This is a genomic window from Microbacterium sp. JZ101, assembly GCF_053903175.1.
Genome location: NZ_CP096400.1, coordinates 1,318,566 through 1,337,994 on the forward strand (window position 1 = coordinate 1,318,566; position 19,429 = coordinate 1,337,994).

At 70.6% G+C, this 19,429-nt stretch carries 16 protein-coding genes; all 16 read left to right on the forward strand.

All coding sequences use genetic code 11. From position 1 onward, the window contains the following. The first annotated feature begins 23 nt into the window (after positions 1–23). The 16 genes from M1D56_RS06040 (at position 24) to M1D56_RS06115 (ending at position 19,413) form a co-directional block, all read left to right on the forward strand. A complete protein-coding gene (locus tag M1D56_RS06040) occupies positions 24–1,436 on the forward strand; it encodes a UDP-N-acetylmuramoyl-tripeptide--D-alanyl-D-alanine ligase (RefSeq protein ID WP_455968646.1) in 1,413 nt (470 codons plus the stop codon). Continuing rightward, the gene (gene mraY / locus M1D56_RS06045; protein ID WP_271173268.1) at positions 1,433–2,545 is read left to right on the forward strand and encodes a phospho-N-acetylmuramoyl-pentapeptide-transferase; all 1,113 of its coding nucleotides are present in this window, start codon (positions 1,433–1,435) and stop codon (positions 2,543–2,545) included. The genes M1D56_RS06040 and mraY overlap by 4 nt, the downstream gene beginning before the upstream one ends. Continuing rightward, positions 2,527–4,098: a UDP-N-acetylmuramoyl-L-alanine--D-glutamate ligase gene (murD, locus tag M1D56_RS06050; RefSeq protein ID WP_455968648.1), complete on the forward strand. Its 1,572-nt coding sequence runs from the start codon at positions 2,527–2,529 to the stop codon at positions 4,096–4,098. Before mraY ends, murD begins: the two co-directional genes overlap by 19 nt. Then, the gene (ftsW, locus tag M1D56_RS06055) at positions 4,064–5,263 is read left to right on the forward strand and encodes a putative lipid II flippase FtsW (RefSeq protein WP_456284971.1); all 1,200 of its coding nucleotides are present in this window, start codon (positions 4,064–4,066) and stop codon (positions 5,261–5,263) included. Before murD ends, ftsW begins: the two co-directional genes overlap by 35 nt. An 84-nt stretch (positions 5,264–5,347) precedes the next feature. Beyond that, complete coding sequence (locus tag M1D56_RS06060) at positions 5,348–6,433, forward strand: UDP-N-acetylglucosamine--N-acetylmuramyl-(pentapeptide) pyrophosphoryl-undecaprenol N-acetylglucosamine transferase (protein WP_456284972.1); 1,086 nt, start codon at positions 5,348–5,350, stop codon at positions 6,431–6,433. A 50-nt stretch (positions 6,434–6,483) separates the two neighbouring features. Then, entirely contained in the window at positions 6,484–7,893 is a 1,410-nt protein-coding gene (gene murC, locus M1D56_RS06065) for a UDP-N-acetylmuramate--L-alanine ligase (protein WP_271173264.1), read from the forward strand. A 5-nt stretch (positions 7,894–7,898) separates the two neighbouring features. Further along, positions 7,899–8,975 carry an FtsQ-type POTRA domain-containing protein gene (locus M1D56_RS06070; protein WP_456284973.1) on the forward strand — a complete coding sequence of 359 codons (1,077 nt, stop codon included), beginning with the start codon at positions 7,899–7,901 and terminating at the stop codon, positions 8,973–8,975. Between the two features lie 248 nt (positions 8,976–9,223). Then, positions 9,224–10,399, forward strand: coding sequence for a cell division protein FtsZ (gene ftsZ / locus M1D56_RS06075; protein WP_456284974.1), 1,176 nt, complete (start codon positions 9,224–9,226; stop codon positions 10,397–10,399). 3 nt (positions 10,400–10,402) lie between these two features. Then, positions 10,403–11,086, forward strand: a complete 684-nt coding sequence (locus M1D56_RS06080; RefSeq protein ID WP_456284975.1) for a YggS family pyridoxal phosphate-dependent enzyme — start codon at positions 10,403–10,405, stop codon at positions 11,084–11,086. A 34-nt stretch (positions 11,087–11,120) separates the two neighbouring features. After that, positions 11,121–11,624, forward strand: a complete 504-nt coding sequence (locus tag M1D56_RS06085) for a cell division protein SepF (RefSeq protein ID WP_456284976.1) — start codon at positions 11,121–11,123, stop codon at positions 11,622–11,624. Positions 11,625–11,661: 37 nt separating this feature from the next. Then, positions 11,662–11,964 carry a YggT family protein gene (locus M1D56_RS06090; RefSeq protein ID WP_271173259.1) on the forward strand — a complete coding sequence of 101 codons (303 nt, stop codon included), beginning with the start codon at positions 11,662–11,664 and terminating at the stop codon, positions 11,962–11,964. A gap of 121 nt (positions 11,965–12,085) precedes the next feature. After that, the gene (locus M1D56_RS06095) at positions 12,086–12,718 is read left to right on the forward strand and encodes a DivIVA domain-containing protein (protein ID WP_282979114.1); all 633 of its coding nucleotides are present in this window, start codon (positions 12,086–12,088) and stop codon (positions 12,716–12,718) included. Between the two features lie 8 nt (positions 12,719–12,726). Continuing rightward, entirely contained in the window at positions 12,727–13,317 is a 591-nt protein-coding gene (gene lspA / locus M1D56_RS06100; RefSeq protein WP_271173257.1) for a signal peptidase II, read from the forward strand. Next, positions 13,314–14,237 (forward strand): RluA family pseudouridine synthase, encoded by a 924-nt coding sequence (locus tag M1D56_RS06105; protein WP_324011752.1) that lies wholly within the window; start codon positions 13,314–13,316, stop codon positions 14,235–14,237. Before lspA ends, M1D56_RS06105 begins: the two co-directional genes overlap by 4 nt. Positions 14,238–14,324: 87 nt before the next feature. After that, complete coding sequence (dnaE, locus tag M1D56_RS06110) at positions 14,325–17,837, forward strand: DNA polymerase III subunit alpha (protein WP_271173255.1); 3,513 nt, start codon at positions 14,325–14,327, stop codon at positions 17,835–17,837. Positions 17,838–17,928: 91 nt separating this feature from the next. Continuing rightward, positions 17,929–19,413, forward strand: a complete 1,485-nt coding sequence (locus tag M1D56_RS06115) for a hypothetical protein (protein WP_456284977.1) — start codon at positions 17,929–17,931, stop codon at positions 19,411–19,413. Positions 19,414–19,429 lie beyond the last annotated feature (16 nt).

Sequence of the window (19,429 nt, forward strand, 5' to 3'; positions counted from 1 at the left end):
ACCGCGCGGAGGATCTCCATTCCATGATCGCTTTGTCCCTTGCCGAGATCGCTGCCGCCGTCGGCGGAGAGCTGCGCCTGCACGGCGCCGACACTCCCGAGACGACGGTCGACGGGGTCGTCGACACCGACTCGCGGAACATCCGCGAGGGCGGCGTCTTCGTCGCCAAGCCCGGCGAGGCGACCGACGGGCACCTCTTCGTCGGGAAGGCGCTCGAGCAGGGCGCGGCACTCGCCCTCGTCGAGCGCGTCGTCGACGAGCCGATCACGCAGATCGTCGTGCCCGATGTCGTGGTCGCGATCGGCGAGCTCGCTCGCGAGGTCGTCGCCCGCGTGCGCGCCGCCGGCCGCCTCCAGGTCGTCGGGATCACCGGCTCGAACGGCAAGACGACGACCAAGAACATGCTCGCGACGATCCTCCGCGCAGAGGGCGAGACGGTCGCGCCCGTCGGCTCGTTCAACAACGCGGTCGGAGCCCCGCTCACCATGCTCCGCGTCACGCATGACACGCGCTTCCTCGTGTGCGAGTTCGGCGCCGACGCATCGGGGCAGATCGCGCGCCTCGCGGGGCTCGTGACGCCCGACGTGGGCGTCGTGCTCATGGTCGGGATGGCCCACGCGGGCGGATTCGGCGGAATCGAGGCGACGGTGAAGGCCAAGTCGGAGCTCGTCTCGGCCATCCGCGACGGCGGCACGGCCGTCCTGAACATCGACGACGCGCGAGTGGCGAGCATGGCCGGCATCGCGCGCGAGCGGGGCCTCGGCCTCCTCTGGTTCGGGGAGGGCGAGGGCGCCGACGTCCGCGCCTCCGACCTCCGTGTCACGGCGTCGGGCACGGATGCCGTGATCTCGGCGGGGGAGACCGCGCTTCCGCTCCACCTCCAGGTGCTCGGCAGCCACCACGTCAAGAACGCCCTCGCCGCGGCGACCGCGGCGACCGCGCTCGGGGTCTCGCTCGACGACGCGATCGCGCGCCTCGAGACCGTCGAGCTCGCCGAGCGCTGGCGCATGCAGGTCATGGGATCGGAGCGCGTGCGCATCATCAACGACGCCTACAACGCGAGTCCCGACTCGATGCAGGCCGCGCTGCGCACGCTCGCGCAGATCACGGGACCGGACGAGCGGATGGTCGCGGTGCTCGGCGCGATGAGCGAGCTGGGCGATTACGCCGTCGAGGAGCACAGCAAGATCGGCCTCCTCGCCGTGCGCCTGCGCATCCCGCGCATCGTCGTCGTCGGCCAGGACGCCCGGCCGCTCTATCTCGCGGCCGTGGCCGAGGGGTCGTGGAACGACGAGGCGGTCTTCTTCGAGGACGCCGAGGCGGCGTTCGCGTACCTCCAGGGCGAGTTGCGCGACGGCGACCGGGTGCTCGTGAAGTCGTCCAACTCGGCGGGACTCAGGTTCCTCGGCGATCGTCTGGGAGAATCGTTCTCGTGAGATCACTTCTGACGGCCGCGGCGATCTCACTGGCGTTCACGCTCTTCCTCACGCCCCTCTTCCTCCGCGCGTTCCGCCGCTGGGGCTGGGGACAGGTCATCCGCACCGACGGCGAGAACTTCAACGCGCCCAAGCACGAGCTGAAGCGCGGCACGCCCACGATGGGCGGCGTCGTCTTCATCGTCGGAACGATCGTCGGCTATCTCATCGGCGCGTACACGGGCTACAACCCGCCCACCGTCTCCGGCTGGCTCGTGCTCTGGATGATGGTCGGCTTCGGCGCCGTCGGGTTCATCGACGACTTCCTCAAGGTGCGCATGCAGCACTACGCGGGGCTGTCGGGCTGGAAGAAGATCGTCGGCCAGGTGCTCGTCGTCATCCCGTTCGGCATCGTGTCGCTGAACTTCGCCGACACCTACAACCTCACGCCGGGCAGCGCCTACGTGTCGTTCTTCCGCGACATCTCGGTGCTCTCCTTCATGGCGCTCGGCCCCGTACTCGGATGGATGCTCTACCTCGCCTGGCTCGCGCTGCTCGGCGTGGGCTTCTCGAACAGCGTGAACCTGACCGACGGCCTCGACGGGCTCGCGGCGGGGGCGGGCATCTTCGTCGTCGGGTCGTACAGCCTCATCGCGTTCTGGCAGTTCAATCAGTCGTGCTCGACGACCCAGCTGGCCGACGAGTACCTGCAGGCCTGCTACCAGGCGCGCGATCCGCTCGACCTCGCCATCGTCTCGGCCGCCTTCGTGGGCTCGCTCGTCGGATTCCTCTGGTGGAATGCGCCCAAGGCGAAGGTCTTCATGGGCGACGTCGGGTCGATGGCGATCGGCGGCGTCGTCGCGGCGCTCGCCATCCTCACCCGCACGGAGCTGCTGGGCGTGCTCATCGCCGGCCTCTTCGTTCTGTCGTCGGGCTCGGTCATCCTGCAGCGCCTGTACTTCAAGGCCACCAAGGGCAAGCGCCTCTTCCTCATGAGCCCGCTCCACCACCACTTCGAGCTGCGCGGATGGCCCGAGGTGACGATCGTGGTGCGGTTCTGGATCATCGCCGGCATGCTCGCTGTGAGCGGCGTCGGCCTCTTCTACGTCGAATGGCTCTCGAAGGTATGACGAACGAGCAGGACGCTCCGACCACCCGACTCGACGCTCTGACGAGCTGGCACGCGGACTGGAAGGGGCTGCGCGTCGCGGTGCTCGGCCTCTCGGTCACCGGCTTCTCCGTGGCCGACACCCTGGCCGAGCTGGGCGCCGAGGTGCTCGTCGTCACGGAGAGCGCGGCGGAGGAGTACGCGCGCCTGCTGCCGGTGATCGGCGCGCGCCTGTGGGAGGGTCCGCTCGACGTCGTCCCCGATGAGCTCGTCTCGTTCGCTCCCGAGGTCGTCGTCGCCTCACCCGGCTTCCCGCCGTCGCACCCCGTCATCCGGTGGGCCGACGAGGCGGGCGTCCCGCTCTGGGGCGACATCGAGCTCGCATGGCGCGTGCGCGACAAGGTCGTGCGGCCCGACGGCAGCCCCGCGGCCTGGGTCCTCATCACGGGCACGAACGGCAAGACGACGACCACGCGACTCGCGGCCACGATGATGGTCGAGGGCGGGCTGCGCGCCGCGCCCTGCGGCAACATCGGGGTGCCGGTGCTCGACGCCGTGCGCGACCCCGCGGGATTCGACGTGCTCGTCGTCGAGCTCTCGAGCCACCAGCTCTGGTACCTCGGCCGGAGCGCGGAGGCGGGCGCTCCCGTCCCGCACGCGTCGGTGTGCCTGAACCTCGCCGACGATCACCTCGAGTGGCACGGGTCGTTCGAGGCGTACCGTGACGCGAAGGCGGTCGTGTACCGCAACACGCGCGTCGCGTGCGTCTACAACAAGTCGGACGCGGCGACGCAGCGGATGGTCGAGGACGCGGATGTCGTGGAGGGAGCGCGCGCGATCGGCTTCGATCTCGGCGTCCCTGGCCCGAGCGACTTCGGCGTCGTGGACGGCATCCTCGTCGACCGCGCGTTCCTCGACGACCGGCGGACGTCGGCGCTCGAGCTCACGACCGTGGCCGACCTCGCGGAGGCCGGGCTCGCCGCGCCGCACGTCGTGGCGAACATCCTCGCCGCGTCGGCTCTCGCGCGCTCCCTGGATGTGCCGCCTGCGGCCATCCGCTCGTCGCTCGCGTCGTTCCGCCTCGACCCCCACCGGATCGAGGTCGTCGGCGTCGCCGACGGCGTGACGTGGGTGGACGACTCGAAGGCGACCAACCCGCACGCCGCCGCCTCGTCGCTCGCGGCCTACCCGGGAGCCGTGTGGGTCGTCGGCGGGCTCCTCAAGGGCGTCGACATCTCCGACCTCGTCGCCCAGCACGGCGCCCGCGTGCGCGCCGCGATCGTCATCGGCGTCGACCGCTCGGCGGTGCGCGACGCGTTCGAGCGACACGCGCCGGCGGTGCCGCTCTTGGAGGTCGACGACGCGGACACTGAAGACGTCATGGCGCGGGTCGTGGAGCTCGCCGCAGGGGTCGCCGTCGCAGGCGACACGGTGCTCCTGGCACCGGCGGCGGCGTCGTTCGACCAGTTCCGCAGCTATGGCGACCGCGGGGAGCGCTTCGCCGCCGCGGTGAGGGAGCGTCTGGGGAAGGGGACCGAGGATGGCCCGCACGACGACGATCCCGAAGGCCGCTGAGTCCGAGTGCCGCGCGCTCTCGGCACGGGTCTCGCTCGGCGCGGCCTTCAAGCCGGTTCCGCTCGAGTTCCTCCTCATCGCCTCCGCGGCGCTGCTGCTGACGATCTTCGGCATCCTCATGGTGTTCTCGGCCACGACCGTGACGTCGATGCAGGCGCAGAACAACCCGTACAACGACGGGGCGAAGCACGCGGTCTTCGCGGCGGTCGGCGTCCCGCTCATGTTCATCGTGAGCCGGTTCTCCATGGCATGGCTCAAGCGGCTGGCCTGGCCCGCGCTCATCGGGGCGATCCTCCTGCAGCTGCTCGTGTTCACGCCGCTCGGCATGGAGAACGGCGGAAACCGCAACTGGCTCAACTTCGGCTTCATGTCGGTGCAGCCGTCGGAGTTCATCAAGCTCGGCCTCGCGATCTGGTGCGCCTTCATGCTCGACCGGAAGAAGGCGGTCCTCGGGAAGTGGAAGCACGTCCTCATCCCGCTCGGCCCGGTCGCGGTGCTCGCGATGGGAACGGTCATGGCGGGCAAGGACCTCGGCACGGTCATGGTCATCGCGCTCGTCGTGCTCGGCGCGCTGTTCTTCTCGGGTGTGAAGCTCCGCTTCTTCATCGCCCCCGTGCTCGCCGCCGTGGCCGCGGTGGCGGCGTTCGCGATCGCGAGCCCCAACCGCATGCTGCGCATCATGAGCGTGCTCGACCAGAGCTGCCTCGACCGCTACCTCAACGAGTGCTATCAGCCGCTGCACGGCATCTGGGGACTCGCGAGCGGCGGCTTCCTCGGGCTCGGCCTCGGCAACTCCAAGGAGAAGTACGACTGGCTCCCCGCGGCCGCGGACGACTACATCTTCGCGATCGTCGGCGAGGAGCTCGGACTCCTCGGCTGCATCGCCGTTCTCGCGCTGTTCCTGGTGTTCGCGCTGGGCGCGTTCCGCATCGTGAGTCGCGCCGATGACCTGTTCGTGCGCGTCGTGGCGGGCGCACTCGGCGTCTGGATCATCGGCCAGGCGCTCATCAACATCGGCGTCGTGCTGAGGGTCTTCCCCGCGCTGGGCGTCCCATTGCCGTTCCTGTCATCGGGAGGCTCCTCGCTCATCGCGGTGCTCCTCGCGTCGGGTGTGCTCCTCGCGTGCGCGCGCACCCTGCCCGACCGGCCGGCGCGCCGCGCCTGACCCGCGCCATCCGGCCGGCGCCGTGACATGCCCGTCCGTGCGGTCGTGCCCGGGCCCGCGCTGCGCACATGGGAGGATCGAGGGGTGACGACGTACCTCCTCGCCGGCGGCGGGACCGCCGGCCATGTGAACCCGCTTCTCGCTGTCGCCGACGGGCTCCGCGCCCGCAGCGCGTCCGACGAGGTCCTCGTCCTCGGCACGCGCGAGGGGCTCGAGTCGCGTCTCGTGCCGGAGCGCGGCTATGAGCTGCTCGTCGTCGACAAGGTGCCCTTCCCGCGTCGGCCGAACGGGTACGCGCTCCGCTTCCCGGCGAAGTGGCGGAAGGCCGTCGCGGACGTGCGCCGTCACATCCGCGAGCGCGGTGTCGACGTCGTCCTCGGCGTCGGGGGGTATGCGGCAGCGCCCGCGTACGTCGCCGCCCGGAAGGAGGGCGTGCCCTACGTCGTCCACGAGGCCAACGCCCGTCCGGGTCTCGCGAACGTCCTCGGAGCCCGCGGCGCCGCGCACGTCGGCGTCGCATTCGAGGGCACGCCGCTCAAGCGCGGCGAGGTCGTGGGCATGCCGCTGCGCCCCGAGATCGTCAACCTCGACCGGGCTGCCGCGCGCGAGGAGGCCGCAGCGCACTTCGGACTCGACCCCGACCGGCCCACCCTGCTCGTCTTCGGCGGGTCGCTCGGCGCGCGCCGCCTCAACGAGGCGATCGGCGCGTCGTGGCAGGAGATCCTCGACACCGGATGGCAGCTGCTGCACGTCACGGGGGAGAAGTCCGACCTGGTCGACCCCGGCGTCGCCGGATACGCGGTCCGCCGCTACGTGGACCGGATGGACCTCGCGTTCGCCCTCGCCGACCTCATCGTGTCGCGCTCCGGCGCCTCGACGGTGAGCGAGGTCAGCGCGCTCGGCATCCCCGCGATCTACGTGCCGTATGCCGTGGGCAACGGCGAGCAGCGCCTCAACGCGGCATCCGCGGTCGACGCGGGCGCCGCCATCCTCATCGACGACGCCGATTTCACTCCCGAGAAGGTGCGCACCGACATCCTGCCGCTCCTGCAGCGCTCGGACCTCCTCGAGCGGATGGCCGCGGCGGCAGATGGCGCCGGTACGCGTCGAGGGACCGAGAACGTCATCGCGCACCTCGACCGGGCCCTCGCGGAGCGGCCCCGGGCATGACAGCGCGCCGTGAGCCCGATGCCAGGCGCGCGGCTTAGACTCGACGGGCCATGATCAAGCCCGACCTCTCCGTCCCCATCCCCGAGCGCATCGGCGCCGTGCACTTCATCGGCATCGGCGGCTCGGGCATCTCGGGCCTCGCCCGCATGTTCCTCGCCGCCGGCATCCCCGTCTCGGGGTCCGACCGGTCGGAGAGCCAGAACACGCGCGATCTCGCCGAGCTCGGCGCCACGGTGCACATCGGCCACGACGCCGCGAACCTCGGCGACGTCGACACCGTGGTCTACACGGGCGCGATCTGGCCCGAGAACCCCGAGTTCCTCGCGGCGAAGGAGCGCGGCCTCGCCGTCATCCACCGCTCGCAGGCTCTCCACTACCTCATCGGCGGGCGTCGCCTCGTGTCCGTCGCGGGCGCGCACGGGAAGACGACCTCGACGGGCATGATCGTGACCGCCCTGCGCGCGCTCGACGCCGACCCGAGCTACGTCAACGGCGGCGTCATCCAGCAGGTCGGCGCGTCGAGCGGCGTCGGCTCCGATGACCTCTTCGTGATCGAGGCCGACGAGTCGGACGGGACGTTCCTCCTCTACGACACCTCGGTCGCGCTCATCACCAACGTCGACGCCGACCACCTCGACCACTACGGCTCGCACGAGGCCTTCGACGACGCGTTCGTGCGCTTCGCCGACGAGGCGCGCGAGGCCGTCGTCATCTCGTCCGACGACCCCGGCGCCCAGCGCGTCGCGGCGCGACTGCGCCACGAGAATGTCGTGACGTTCGGCGAGGCCGAGTCGGCCGGCGTGCGCGTCGTCGACATCGAGACCGACGGACCCGTCGGCTTCACGCTCGTCCACGGCGAGGAGCGCGTCTCGGGCCGCCTCGGCGTGCCCGGCCGCCACAACGCGATCAACGCGGCCGGAGCCGTCGCGGTCCTCCTCACGCTCGGATACGACCTCGAACCCGCGGTGCGCGCGGTCGAGACGTTCGGCGGCACCGTGCGCCGATTCGAGCTGCACGGCGTCGAGCGCGGGGTGAGCGTGTACGACGACTACGCGCATCACCCGACCGAGGTCGCCGCCGCGCTGTCGGCCGCGCGCACCGTGGTGGGCGAGGGGCGGATCATCGCGCTCCACCAGCCGCACACCTACTCGCGCACGAAGCTCATGGCGGGCGAGTTCGCCAGAGTCCTCGAGGAGCTCGCCGATCACACCGTCGTGCTCGACGTGTACGGCGCCCGCGAAGATCCGATCCCCGGCGTCACGGGCGAGCTCGTGAGCGGGGCGTTCGACGACCCGTCGCGCGTGCACTTCGTCGCGGACTGGCAGCAGGCGGCCGACTACACGGCGTCCGTGGCCCGCGAGGGCGACTACGTCATCACCCTCGGCTGCGGTGACGTGTACCGGATCATCCCGCAGGTGCTCGACTCCCTCGCGAGCTCGGACGCCCGCGCAGCAGGCTAGGCGCCATGCGGCGACCGGGACCCCTCCCACCCTCCTCCGGCACGGAGGAGGACGCGTCGGCTCACGACGAGGAGCGCCGGCTCGCCGAACGGCGTTCGGCGATGCAGCGGCTCGGCATCGGCGAGCCCGTCTCCGAGAACCGCGCGTCGAGCGCACCGGCCGGCGATCACGTCGACACGGCCCCGATCGTGCAGATCCGCTCCGGCGGTTCGGCCGAGCCGGGTGACGGCGGTCGTGCGGAGGAGCGGTCTCGGCCGGGCGCACGCGGCGCCGACGACGAGGCGAAGGGCCGGGTGTCGGGCCGCGCGGACGACGACCGGGTCGGATGGCGCGGCGTCTGGCGCGCCGCGCGCGCACGCCGGAAGGCCCTCCGCGCGGAGGTGCGCCGGTTCACGGTGCGCGCGCGGCGGCGCCGTCTCGCGTGGCTGATCGGGATCGGCTCGGTGCTGCTCCTCGTCGTCGGGAGCGTCGGAGCGGCGTACAGCCCGCTCTTCGCGGTCGAGGAGATCTCGATCGAGGGTGCCGAGCAGCTCGAAGCCGCGGCGGTCGAGTCCGCGCTGGCCGACCAGCTCGGCAAGCCGCTGCCCCTCGTCGACGCGAGCGCGGTCAAGGCCGCGCTCGTGGCGTTCCCGCTCATCGAGACCTACACCCTCGAGGCGCACCCGCCGCACGATCTCGTCATCCGCGTCGTCGAGCGCACGCCGGTCGGCGTGGTCGAGTCGGAGGCCGGCTTCACGACGGTCGACGCTGCGGGCGTCGTGCTCGCCACGGCGGGGGAGCGACCGGCCGGGCTGCCCCTCATCCAGGTGGAGGGCGGGACAGGCGCCGACGCGTTCCGCGCGGTCGGCCAGGTGCTCCGCTCCCTGCCGGAGGACCTCCGCGCGCGCGTCACGGGAGCGGGAGCGACGTCGCCCGAGGACGTGACCCTCACGCTCGGCGATGGCGGCCCGCAGGTCATCTGGGGGAGCGTCGACGACACGTCCGAGAAGGTCTCGACACTCCAGGGAGCGCTCAAGGGCGCCCTGGCCGAGGGGGCGACCGTCTACGACGTCTCCGCACCCGGCACCATCATCGTGCGCTGACAACCTCGGACCGTGTCTCACGACGGCACGTTATGGGCGTCGAAATCCGTGCCGAACTGAGACATGTGAGCAGGGGGCGGGGCAATCCGGGAATTTCTCCCGACACGCCCGCATCCATTGCGCGCGTGGCGCCCGCGCCGCACGTAGCGTCGAGCACGAAAGAAATACATACCGGGCAATACTTTAACCCTCTACTTGAACGTGAAGGTTGAGGCCCGGTGAAGCCTGGGGTCGATACGGAGGCCGGCATGAGCCAGAACCAGAACTACCTCGCCGTGATCAAGGTCGTCGGCGTCGGCGGCGGTGGCGTCAACGCGGTGAACCGCATGATCGAACTCGGGCTTCGCGGCGTCGAGTTCATCGCGGTCAACACGGATGCGCAGGCGCTGCTCATGAGCGACGCCGACGTCAAGCTCGACGTCGGCCGTGAGCTGACGCGAGGGCTCGGCGCGGGCGCCGACCCCGAAGTCGGGCGCCGCGCGGCGGAGGACCACGCGGAAGAGATCGAGCAGGCGCTCGCGGGCGCCGACATGGTGTTCGTCACGGCGGGCGAGGGCGGCGGCACCGGCACGGGCGGCGCGCCCGTCGTCGCGCGCATCGCGAAGTCGATCGGCGCGCTCACGATCGGCGTCGTCACGAAGCCCTTCTCCTTCGAGGGCCGCCGCCGCCAGAACCAGGCGGAGCTCGGCGTCGCGACCCTGAAGGAAGAGGTCGACACGCTCATCGTCGTGCCGAACGACCGTCTCCTCGAGATCAGCGACCGCGGCATCTCCATGGTCGAGGCGTTCGCGACGGCCGACCAGGTGCTCCTCGCGGGTGTTCAGGGCATCACCGACCTCATCACGACGCCGGGTCTCATCAACCTCGACTTCGCCGACGTCAAGTCGGTCATGCAGGGGGCGGGTTCCGCCCTCATGGGCATCGGCTCCGCGCGCGGAGCCGACCGGGCGATCAAGGCGGCGGAGCTCGCCGTCGAATCGCCCCTGCTCGAGGCGTCGATCGAGGGTGCGCACGGCGTGCTGCTGTCGATCCAGGGCGGGTCGAACCTCGGCATCTTCGAGATCAACGACGCCGCGCAGCTCGTCAAGGAGGCCGCGCACCCCGAGGCCAACATCATCTTCGGAACGGTCATCGACGACACCCTCGGCGACGAGGTGCGCGTCACGGTCATCGCGGCCGGGTTCGACAGCGGCGAGCCGCAGCCGCGCGTCGAGGTGCCCGCGTTCGGCGCGCGCGTCGAGCCGCAGAAGCCCGCGTCGCTCCCGACCGTCGTGAAGACCGAGGAGAAGCCCGCGGACGAGACGTCGCGTGCCGAGCGCGAGCCCGTCAGCGTCGGCGCGACGAACCCGGTCCTGCCCGACTCGAGCGGGTTCGACTCGGCGTTCGGCGACGACGACCTCGACATCCCCGACTTCCTGAAGTAGGCCGTGTCGGGCCTCGCCGAGCGTCTGGCGGCCGTCGACGCTCAGATCACTGATGCCGCACGCGCGGCGGGGCGCGACGCCGGGGAGATCACCCGGATCGTCGTGACGAAGTTCCACCCCGCCGCTCTCGTGCGCGACCTGCACGGGCTCGGGGTCGTCGACGTCGGCGAGAACCGCCAGCAGGAGCTCGTCGCGAAGGCGGAGGAGCTCGCGCCCCTCGGCCTGCGCTGGCACTTCATCGGCCAGCTGCAGACGAAGAAGGCGCGAGCGGTTCGCCGGGTCGCCTCGGCCGTGCACTCGGTCGACCGGGATCGGCTCGTCGACGCGCTCGAGGCTGCGGCCGAGCCGGGGGAGAGCCCGCTCGACGTCCTCGTGCAGATCAACCTCACCGACGACCCCGCCCGCGGGGGCGTCGCGCCGGATGGCATCGAGGCGCTCGCCGAGCGGATCGCCGCGGCGCCGTCGCTCGCCCTCAGGGGCGTCATGGCCGTCGCGCCGCTCGGAGAGGCCCCTGCTGCCGCGTTCGAGCGACTCGCAGGCTACGCCGCGCGCGTGCGCTCGGTGGAGCCGCACGCGACCTGGATCTCCGCCGGCATGTCGGCGGATCTCGTCGAGGCGATCGCCTGCGGCGCGACACACCTGCGGATCGGATCCGCAATCACGGGCCCGCGCGACGCGCGGGGTTAGCCTCGGACAAGACGCGAACACAACGGAGGACGCCATGGCGAACCCGCTCAAGAAGACGATGGTCTACCTCGGCCTCGCCGACGAGGAAGAGTACGAGGAAGAGGCCGCGGCGCAGCCCCGCACGCCGCGCGAAGAGCGCATCGTGCGCGAAGAGCGTCCGCACCGAGAGGAGAAGCTCATCGAAGAGGCAGCTCCCGCGCCCGTCACGCCGCTGCGTCGCCCCGCCGTGGTGCGCCAGCCCGCGTCCGGCGCGGTCAACGAGATCGTCACGGTCCACCCCAAGCAGTACCGCGACGCTCAGACGATCGCCGAGCACTTCCGCGACGGCATCCCCGTGATCATCAACCTCTCGCAGATGAGCGACGCCGACGCGCGCCGCCTCATCGACTTCGCGAGCGGTCTCTCGCTCGGCCTGTACGGCCGCATCGAGCGCGTCACGAGCAAGGTCTTCCTGCTGTCGCCGGAGAACATCGCCGTCTCGGGCGACGGGGCGATCGCGCACGCCGACATGGAGTCGGCGCCGTTCGCGCAGTCGTGACGGCCCCGCACAGCCGAATCGGGCAGAATCGTACGCTGTGAGCGCACTCGGACTCATCGCGTCGATCCTGAACTTCGCACTGCTGCTGTACATCTTCGTGCTCTTCGGGCGCCTCATCCTGGAGTACATCCCGATGTTCAACCGCGAGTGGCGTCCCAAGGGAGCGGTGCTCGTGCTCGCGGAGATCGCGTACACGCTCACCGACCCTCCGATCAAGATGTTCCGGCGAGTCATCCCCCCGCTTCGCGTCGGCGGGATCGCGATCGACTTCGCGTTCGCGCTCACGATGCTGCTCTGCTTCATCCTGCTGTCGGTGACGCGGACCCTCACCTATCTCTGACCCCTCCCCGGGTCGCGGCTCGGCAACGCCCATGAGCGGCGGTTATGCTGTCAGACACGGACACGTGCCAGGTTCGTTCCCGGCCGCCGACCGAGTACTCATCGAAAGAGGAGCCAAAACCATGGCATTGACCCCGGATGACGTCGTCACCAAGCAGTTCCAGCACGTCCGGTTCAAGGAGGGCTTCGACCCGGACGAGGTCGACGACTTCCTGGATGAGATCGTCGTCGAGTGGCGCAAGACCATCGAGGAGAACGAGCAGCTGAAGGCGAAGCTCGCTCAGTACGAGTCGGGCGAGGCCGCTCCGGCTCCTGCCGCCGCCGAGGCTCCCGCCGCCGAGGCCGCTCCGGCCCCTGCCGCCGAGGCGCCCGCCGCTCCGGCCCCCGCGCAGGAGGCTCCGGCCGCTGCTCCCGCCGTGTCCTCGACCGCCACGAGCGCCGCGAGCATCATCGAGCGCGCGCAGCGCCTGCACGACGAGCACGTCGCCGAGGGTCAGGCCACGGCCGAGCAGATCGTCAGCGAGGCGAACACCAAGGCGAGCCAGATCGTCTCGGAGGCCGAGGCCAAGCAGCGCGAGATCCACGCGAAGCTCGAGAGCGAGCGCAAGACGCTCGAGGGCCGCATCACGGAGCTCCGCCAGTTCGAGCGCGACTACCGTCAGCAGCTGCGCACGTACTTCGAGACCAAGCTCAAGGACCTCGACTCGTCGGCCACGCCCGCGAGCTCGACCCCGGTCTCGGCAATCGGTCTGTAAAGCCCGTCTTGTCGGGCCGACCCCCTCTGCGTGCGGCGGCGGCCGGTACGACGATCGCGATCCTCGCGATCGTCGTGCTGGCCGCCGACCAGTTCAGCAAGCAGCTCGCCATCCAGAGCCTCGACCCCGGGCGCACGGTTCCCGTCGTCGGCGACGCTCTGCAGTGGCACCTCGTCTACAACCCGGGTGCCGCGTTCTCCCTCGGTGAGGGCGTGACCTGGGTCTTCACCCTCGCCATGGCGCTCGTCGCGTCGGCGATCGTCTGGCTCGCGATCACGCGCATCCGCTCGCGGCTCTGGGCGGTCGTGCTCGGCCTGCTGCTCGGCGGCGTGCTCGGCAACCTCGTCGACCGGGTGTTCCGGGAGCCCGGGTTCGCCGTGGGCCACGTGGTCGACTTCATCCTGACGCCGTGGATGTGGTTCTGGACCACTCCCGCGATCTACAACGTCGCCGACATCTTCATCGTGTCGATGATGATCTCGGTCGCGCTGCTCACTCTCGTCGGCATCCGCTTCGACGGCTCGCGCGAGAAGGACCGCGCCGTCGCCGAGGGCGCGCATCCGGATGACGAGGGCGCCGACGCAGGACGGCACGCGTGAGCCAGTCCCGGCGGCTGCCGATCCCCGACGGGCTCGAGGGGACGCGCGTGGACGCGGCTCTCGCGAAGATGCTCGGCTTCTCGCGGACCTTCGCCGCCGAGGTCGCCGAGTCCGGCGGCGTGCAGGTCGACGGCGTCACGGTCGGCAAGTCCGACCGCGTCTCGGCCGGCTCCTGGCTCGACGTCGAGTGGCAGCCGAAGGAGGAGCCGCGGGTCGTGCCGGTCGAGGTGCCCGAGCTGGGCATCGTCCACCAGGACGACGACATCGTCGTCGTCGACAAGCCATCGGGAGTGGCGGCGCATCCCTCCCTCGGCTGGGAGGGGCCGACCGTGCTGGGCGCCCTTCTCGCCGCGGGCGTGCGCGTCGCGACGACGGGCGCCGCGGAGCGCCAGGGCATCGTGCATCGCCTCGATGTCGGCACGAGCGGGCTCATGGTCGTGGCGAAGACCGAGCGCGCCTACACGCTGCTCAAGCGCGCGTTCAAGGAGCGCACGGTCGACAAGATCTACCACGCGGTCGTGCAGGGCCACCCCGACCCGCTGACGGGGACGATCGACGCGCCGATCGGCCGCCATCCGAGCCATTCGTGGAAGTTCGCCGTCACTCCGGACGGCAAGGACTCCATCACGCACTACGAGACCATCGAGGCGTTCCCCGGCGCCTCGCTTCTCGAGATCCACCTCGAGACGGGCCGCACGCACCAGATCCGCGTGCACATGGCGGCGCACCGCCATCCCTGCGTCGGCGACCCCCTCTACGGCGCGGACCCGACGCTCTCGGCGCGGCTCGGTCTCACGCGCCAGTGGCTGCACGCGCATGAGCTCGCGTTCGCGCATCCCGGATCGGGGGAGTGGGTGCAGTTCACCTCGGAGTACCCCGCGGATCTCGCCCACGCGCTCGCGGTCCTCCGCGGCGAGTAGCGCCGTCCCCCGCCCTCGGGCGGCGCGGGCGGCGCGCGCCCGACACGCCCCCGGCTCCGTGTCGGACGCCGAACGTAGACTCGAGGCATGGCGTCTGATTCCTTCGTCCACCTCCACGTGCACAGCGAGTACTCGATGCTCGACGGGGCGGCGAAGCTCTCGGCGATGACGCAGGCGGCGGCCGACTACGGCATGCCGGCGATCGCGGTCACCGACCACGGCAACACGTTCGCCGCGTTCGAGTTCTACAAGGCCGCCAAGGCCTCGGGCGTGAAGCCGATCATCGGACTCGAGGCCTACGTCACGCCCGGAACGCACCGCAGCGACAAGTCGCGCGTGCAGTGGGGCTCGCCCGATCAGAAGAGCGACGACGTGTCGGGCTCCGGAGCGTACACGCACATGACGCTGTTCAGCGAGACGACGCAGGGCATGCACAACCTGTTCCGTCTCAGCTCGCTGTCGAGCATCGAGGGCTACTACTTCAAGCCCCGCATGGACCGCGAGCTGCTGCAGACGTACGGCAAGGGGCTCATCGCCACGACCGGATGTCCGTCGGGCGAGATCCAGACGCGCCTGCGCCTCGGGCAGTACGACGCCGCGCGCGCGGCAGCCGCCGAGTTCCAGGACATCTTCGGCAAGGAGAACTACTTCGCCGAGATCATGGATCACGGCCTCTCCATCGAGCGCCGGATCATGAGCGACCTCCTGCGTCTCGCGAAGGACCTCGGCATCCCGCTCGTCGCGACGAACGACTCGCACTACACGCACCAGCACGAGGCCGATGCGCACGCGGCGCTCCTCTGCGTGCAGTCCGGCTCGACTCTCGACGACCCCAACCGCTTCAAGTTCGACGGCGACGGCTACTACGTCAAGACCGCGCAGGAGATGCGCCAGCTCTTCCGCGACCATCCGGAGGCGTGCGACAACACGCTGCTCATCGCCGAGCGCTGCAACGTCGAGTTCAACACGTCGGCGAACTACATGCCGCGCTTCCCGGTGCCCGAGGGCGAGACCGAGGAGAGCTGGTTCGTGAAGGAGGTCGAGAAGGGCCTCCACTACCGGTACCCGAACGGCGTCCCGGAGGCGTCGCGCAAGCAGGCCGAATACGAGATCGGCATCATCACCCAGATGGGGTTCCCCGGCTACTTCCTCGTCGTCGCCGACTTCATCAACTGGGCGAAGGACAACGGCATCCGCGTCGGTCCGGGCCGCGGCTCGGGCGCCGGCTCGATGGCCGCCTACGCGATGCGCATCACCGACCTCGACCCGCTCGAGCACGGACTCATCTTCGAGCGCTTCCTCAACCCCGACCGCGTCTCGATGCCCGACTTCGACGTCGACTTCGACGACCGCCGCCGTGGCGAGGTGATCGACTACGTCACCGAGAAGTACGGCTCCGAGCGCGTCGCGCAGATCGTCACGTACGGCACGATCAAGTCCAAGCAGGCGCTGAAGGACGCCGGCCGCGTGCTCGGCTTCCCGTTCAGCATGGGCGAGAAGCTCACGAAGGCCATGCCTCCGGCCGTGATGGGCAAGGACATGCCGCTCGACGGGATGTTCAACCCCGAGCACCCGCGCTACAAGGAGGCGAGCGAGTTCCGGACGGTCATCGAGACCGATCCCGAGGCGCGCACGGTCTTCGACCGCGCGGTCGGCCTCGAGGGCCTGAAGCGCCAGTGGGGCGTGCATGCGGCCGGCGTCATCATGTCGAGCGAGCCGCTCATCGACATCATCCCGATCATGCGCCGCGAGCAGGACGGGCAGATCGTCACGCAGTTCGACTACCCCGCGTGCGAGTCGCTGGGCCTCATCAAGATGGACTTCCTGGGGCTCCGGAACCTCACGATCCTCTCGGACGCGCTCGACAACATCCGCACCAACCGCGGCGAGGAGGTCGACCTCGAGCACCTGCCGCTCGACGATCGCGGTGCCTACGACCTGCTCTCCCGCGGCGACACGCTCGGCGTCTTCCAGCTCGACGGGGGCCCCATGCGCTCCCTTCTGCGGCTCATGAAGCCCGACAACTTCGAGGACATCTCGGCCGTCATCGCCCTGTACCGACCGGGTCCGATGGGCGCGAACTCGCACACGAACTACGCGCTCCGCAAGAACGGGCAGCAGGAGATCACGCCGATCCACCCCGAGCTCGAGGAGCCGCTGCGCGAGATCCTCGACACGACCTACGGCCTCATCATCTACCAGGAGCAGGTGATGGCCATCGCCCAGAAGGTCGCGGGCTTCAGCCTCGGCCAGGCCGACATCCTCCGGCGCGCGATGGGCAAGAAGAAGAAGTCCGAGCTCGACAAGCAGTACGAGGGCTTCTCGAACGGCATGAAGGAGCGCGGGTTCGGCGAGGGCGCGATCAAGGCCCTCTGGGACATCCTGCTGCCCTTCTCGGACTACGCTTTCAACAAGGCGCACTCGGCCGCGTACGGCGTCGTCTCGTACTGGACCGCGTACCTCAAGGCGCACTATCCCGCCGAGTACATGGCGGCGGTCCTCACGAGCGTCGGCGACTCGCGCGACAAGCTCGCGATGTACCTGAACGAGTGCCGTCGGATGGGCATCCACGTGCTGCCGCCGGATGTCTCCGAGTCGATCGGCTTCTTCGCGGCCGTCGGCGACGACATCCGCTTCGGCCTCGGCGCGATCCGCAACGTCGGGTCGAACGTCGTGGACGGCATCATCGCCGCGCGCGAGGAGGGCCCCTACACCGACTTCCACGACTTCCTCCGCCGGGTGCCGATGCACGTCGCGAACAAGCGCACGGTCGAGTCGCTCATCAAGGCGGGCGCCTTCGACACGATGGGCTCGACGCGGCGCGCGCTGCTCGAGATCCACGAGCAGGCGGTCGAGTCCGCGGTCACCGACAAGCGCAATGCGGCGGGCGGCGCGATCGGATTCGACTTCGACAGCCTGTGGGATGAGCCCGAGGCCGTGCAGAAGGTGCCGGACCGCCCCGAGTGGACGAAGAAGGACAAGCTCGCCTTCGAGCGCGAGATGCTCGGGCTCTACGTGTCCGACCATCCGCTCGCGGGCCTCGAGGTGCCGCTCGCGAAGCACCGGTCGATCACGATCAGCGACCTGCTCGCCTCCGAGGACCTGCAGGATGGCGACCAGGTGACCGTCGCGGGGCTCGTCACGAGCGCGCAGCACCGCGTCGCGAAGTCGAGCGGAAACCCCTACGGCATGATCACCGTCGAGGACTTCGACGGCGAGGTCACGGTCATGTTCATGGGCAAGACGTACACCGAGTTCCAGCCGATCCTGCAGCAGGACTCGGTGCTGGCCGTGCGCGGCCGCGTGTCGCGACGCGACGACGGGCTGAACATCCACGCGCAGATGGCGTTCGTGCCCGACGTGGGCGCGCTCGAGGTGTCGGGGCCGCTCACGCTGCTCCTTCCCGAGCAGCGTGCGACCGAGCGCGTCGCGCAGGACCTCGCGGAGGTCCTGCGGCGCCACCGCGGCGAGACCGAGGTGCGCCTGAAGATGCACCGCGGGCGCACGGCGAAGGTCTTCGAGATCCCGATGCCCGTCTCGATCACGGCCGAGCTCTTCGGCGACCTCAAGGCGCTCCTCGGGCCGCAGTGCATCGCGTGAGCGACGGCCCGGCGGGCAGGGGAGTCGTGCCCGCGGCCGCTCTGAAGCGCGGCAAGTAGGATCGACCCGCACCTCGACGGAAGGACACAGGGTGAGCGACCAGTACCCCGGCTACACGCCCCAGCCCGAACCGGCGGCGCACGCGCCGCGGGAGACGAACAGCGGGCGCCCGCAGAAGGGCGTCGGGCCGTTCACGGCGCGTGAGCTCATCCTCGTCATCGTCGGCGGCCTCGCGCTGCTGTTCTCGTTCTTCTCCATCGTGCGGTTCTCGTTCGTGCCGATCTGGGCATCGGGCCTCGACTGGATCCTCGGCGCCCTCCTCCCCGCGGCCGGCGCGTTCCTCATCCTGCTCCGCCGTCTCGCGCCCACGGCCATCACCCGCGTCGGGTCGCTCGGCGTCGACCAGTTCGCCTCGGTCGCGTTCTCGGTGGGCGCGGTGCTGTGGGTGAGTCGCCTCGCGTGGGGTGCGCAGGGCGGCGAGTGGTTCCTCACGTGGGTGCCCTGGCTCGAGGCGCTCCTCATGCTCGCCGGGGTGTTCTTCACGGTGGTCGCCCCGTTCGTCCCGCCCTTCCGCGAGGACTTCGACGGCCGTGAGGAGAGCACCGCGCACCCCGCGGCGCGGAAGGCGCGTCCTGTCGCACGCGCGCCGCGTCCGCTGCCGGCCGCGCAGGGCGGATGGCCGCACGCGCCGGCCGGGCAGGGCGGATGGCCGCAGGCGCCGGGAGCGCAGCAGGGCCAGCACCCCTACGGTCAGCAGTACGCGCAGACGCCGTACGGCCAGCAGGCGTACGGTCAGCAGCCCTACGGGCAGCAGCCCTACGGTCAGCAGGGCTACGGCCAGCCCTACGGCCAGCAGTCCTACGGACAGGCCGGCTACAGTCAGCAGCCTTTCGGCCAGCAGCCCTACGGCCAGCAGGCCGGTCAGCCGGGTCAGGCCGCATACGGCCAGCAGCACGGTGCCGCGCAGGACGCCTGGATCGCTCCGGGCGCGAATCCCTACGTGACTCCGGCGGCAGCCGCTCCGGAGGACGCGTCGGCGCCCGAGTCCGCCGCGGCGCCCGAGTCCGCCGCGGCGCCCGAGTCCGCCGCGGCGGCCGAGGAGCAGTCGGCGCCCGAGCAGTCGGCGCCCGGGCAGGCGTCGGCCGCGCAGCCTGCCGATGAGGGTCTCTACGACACGATCCTCAGCGACGACGAGCCGCGCGGCGCCGAGCATGGTGTGCACGAGACCGAGGTCTTCTCCGACGTCCAGGTCACCGAGCCCGATGCCGAGCAGCCGGCGCCCGCGCCCCATGACGGCGCCGACGAGCTGTCGCGACTTGTCGAGGGCTCCGAGGGCTCCCCGGCGGCCGATGCTCAGACGACGCAGGCCGCCGAGCGTCCGACCTCCGCCCAGCCCTTCTGGGCCCTCGTCCCGGTCGAGCGCGACGTCGTGGACGAGAGCGGCGATCCGCTGTTCCGCATCGGGCCCACGGCCTGGGCCCTCGTCCTGGAGGACCGCGGCGACGTCTTCGTCGTGCGCGACGACGACGGCCGCATCGGCTACCTGCACGACGTGTCCGGCGTGACGCGCGGCTGATCGCCCTCGCCGACGG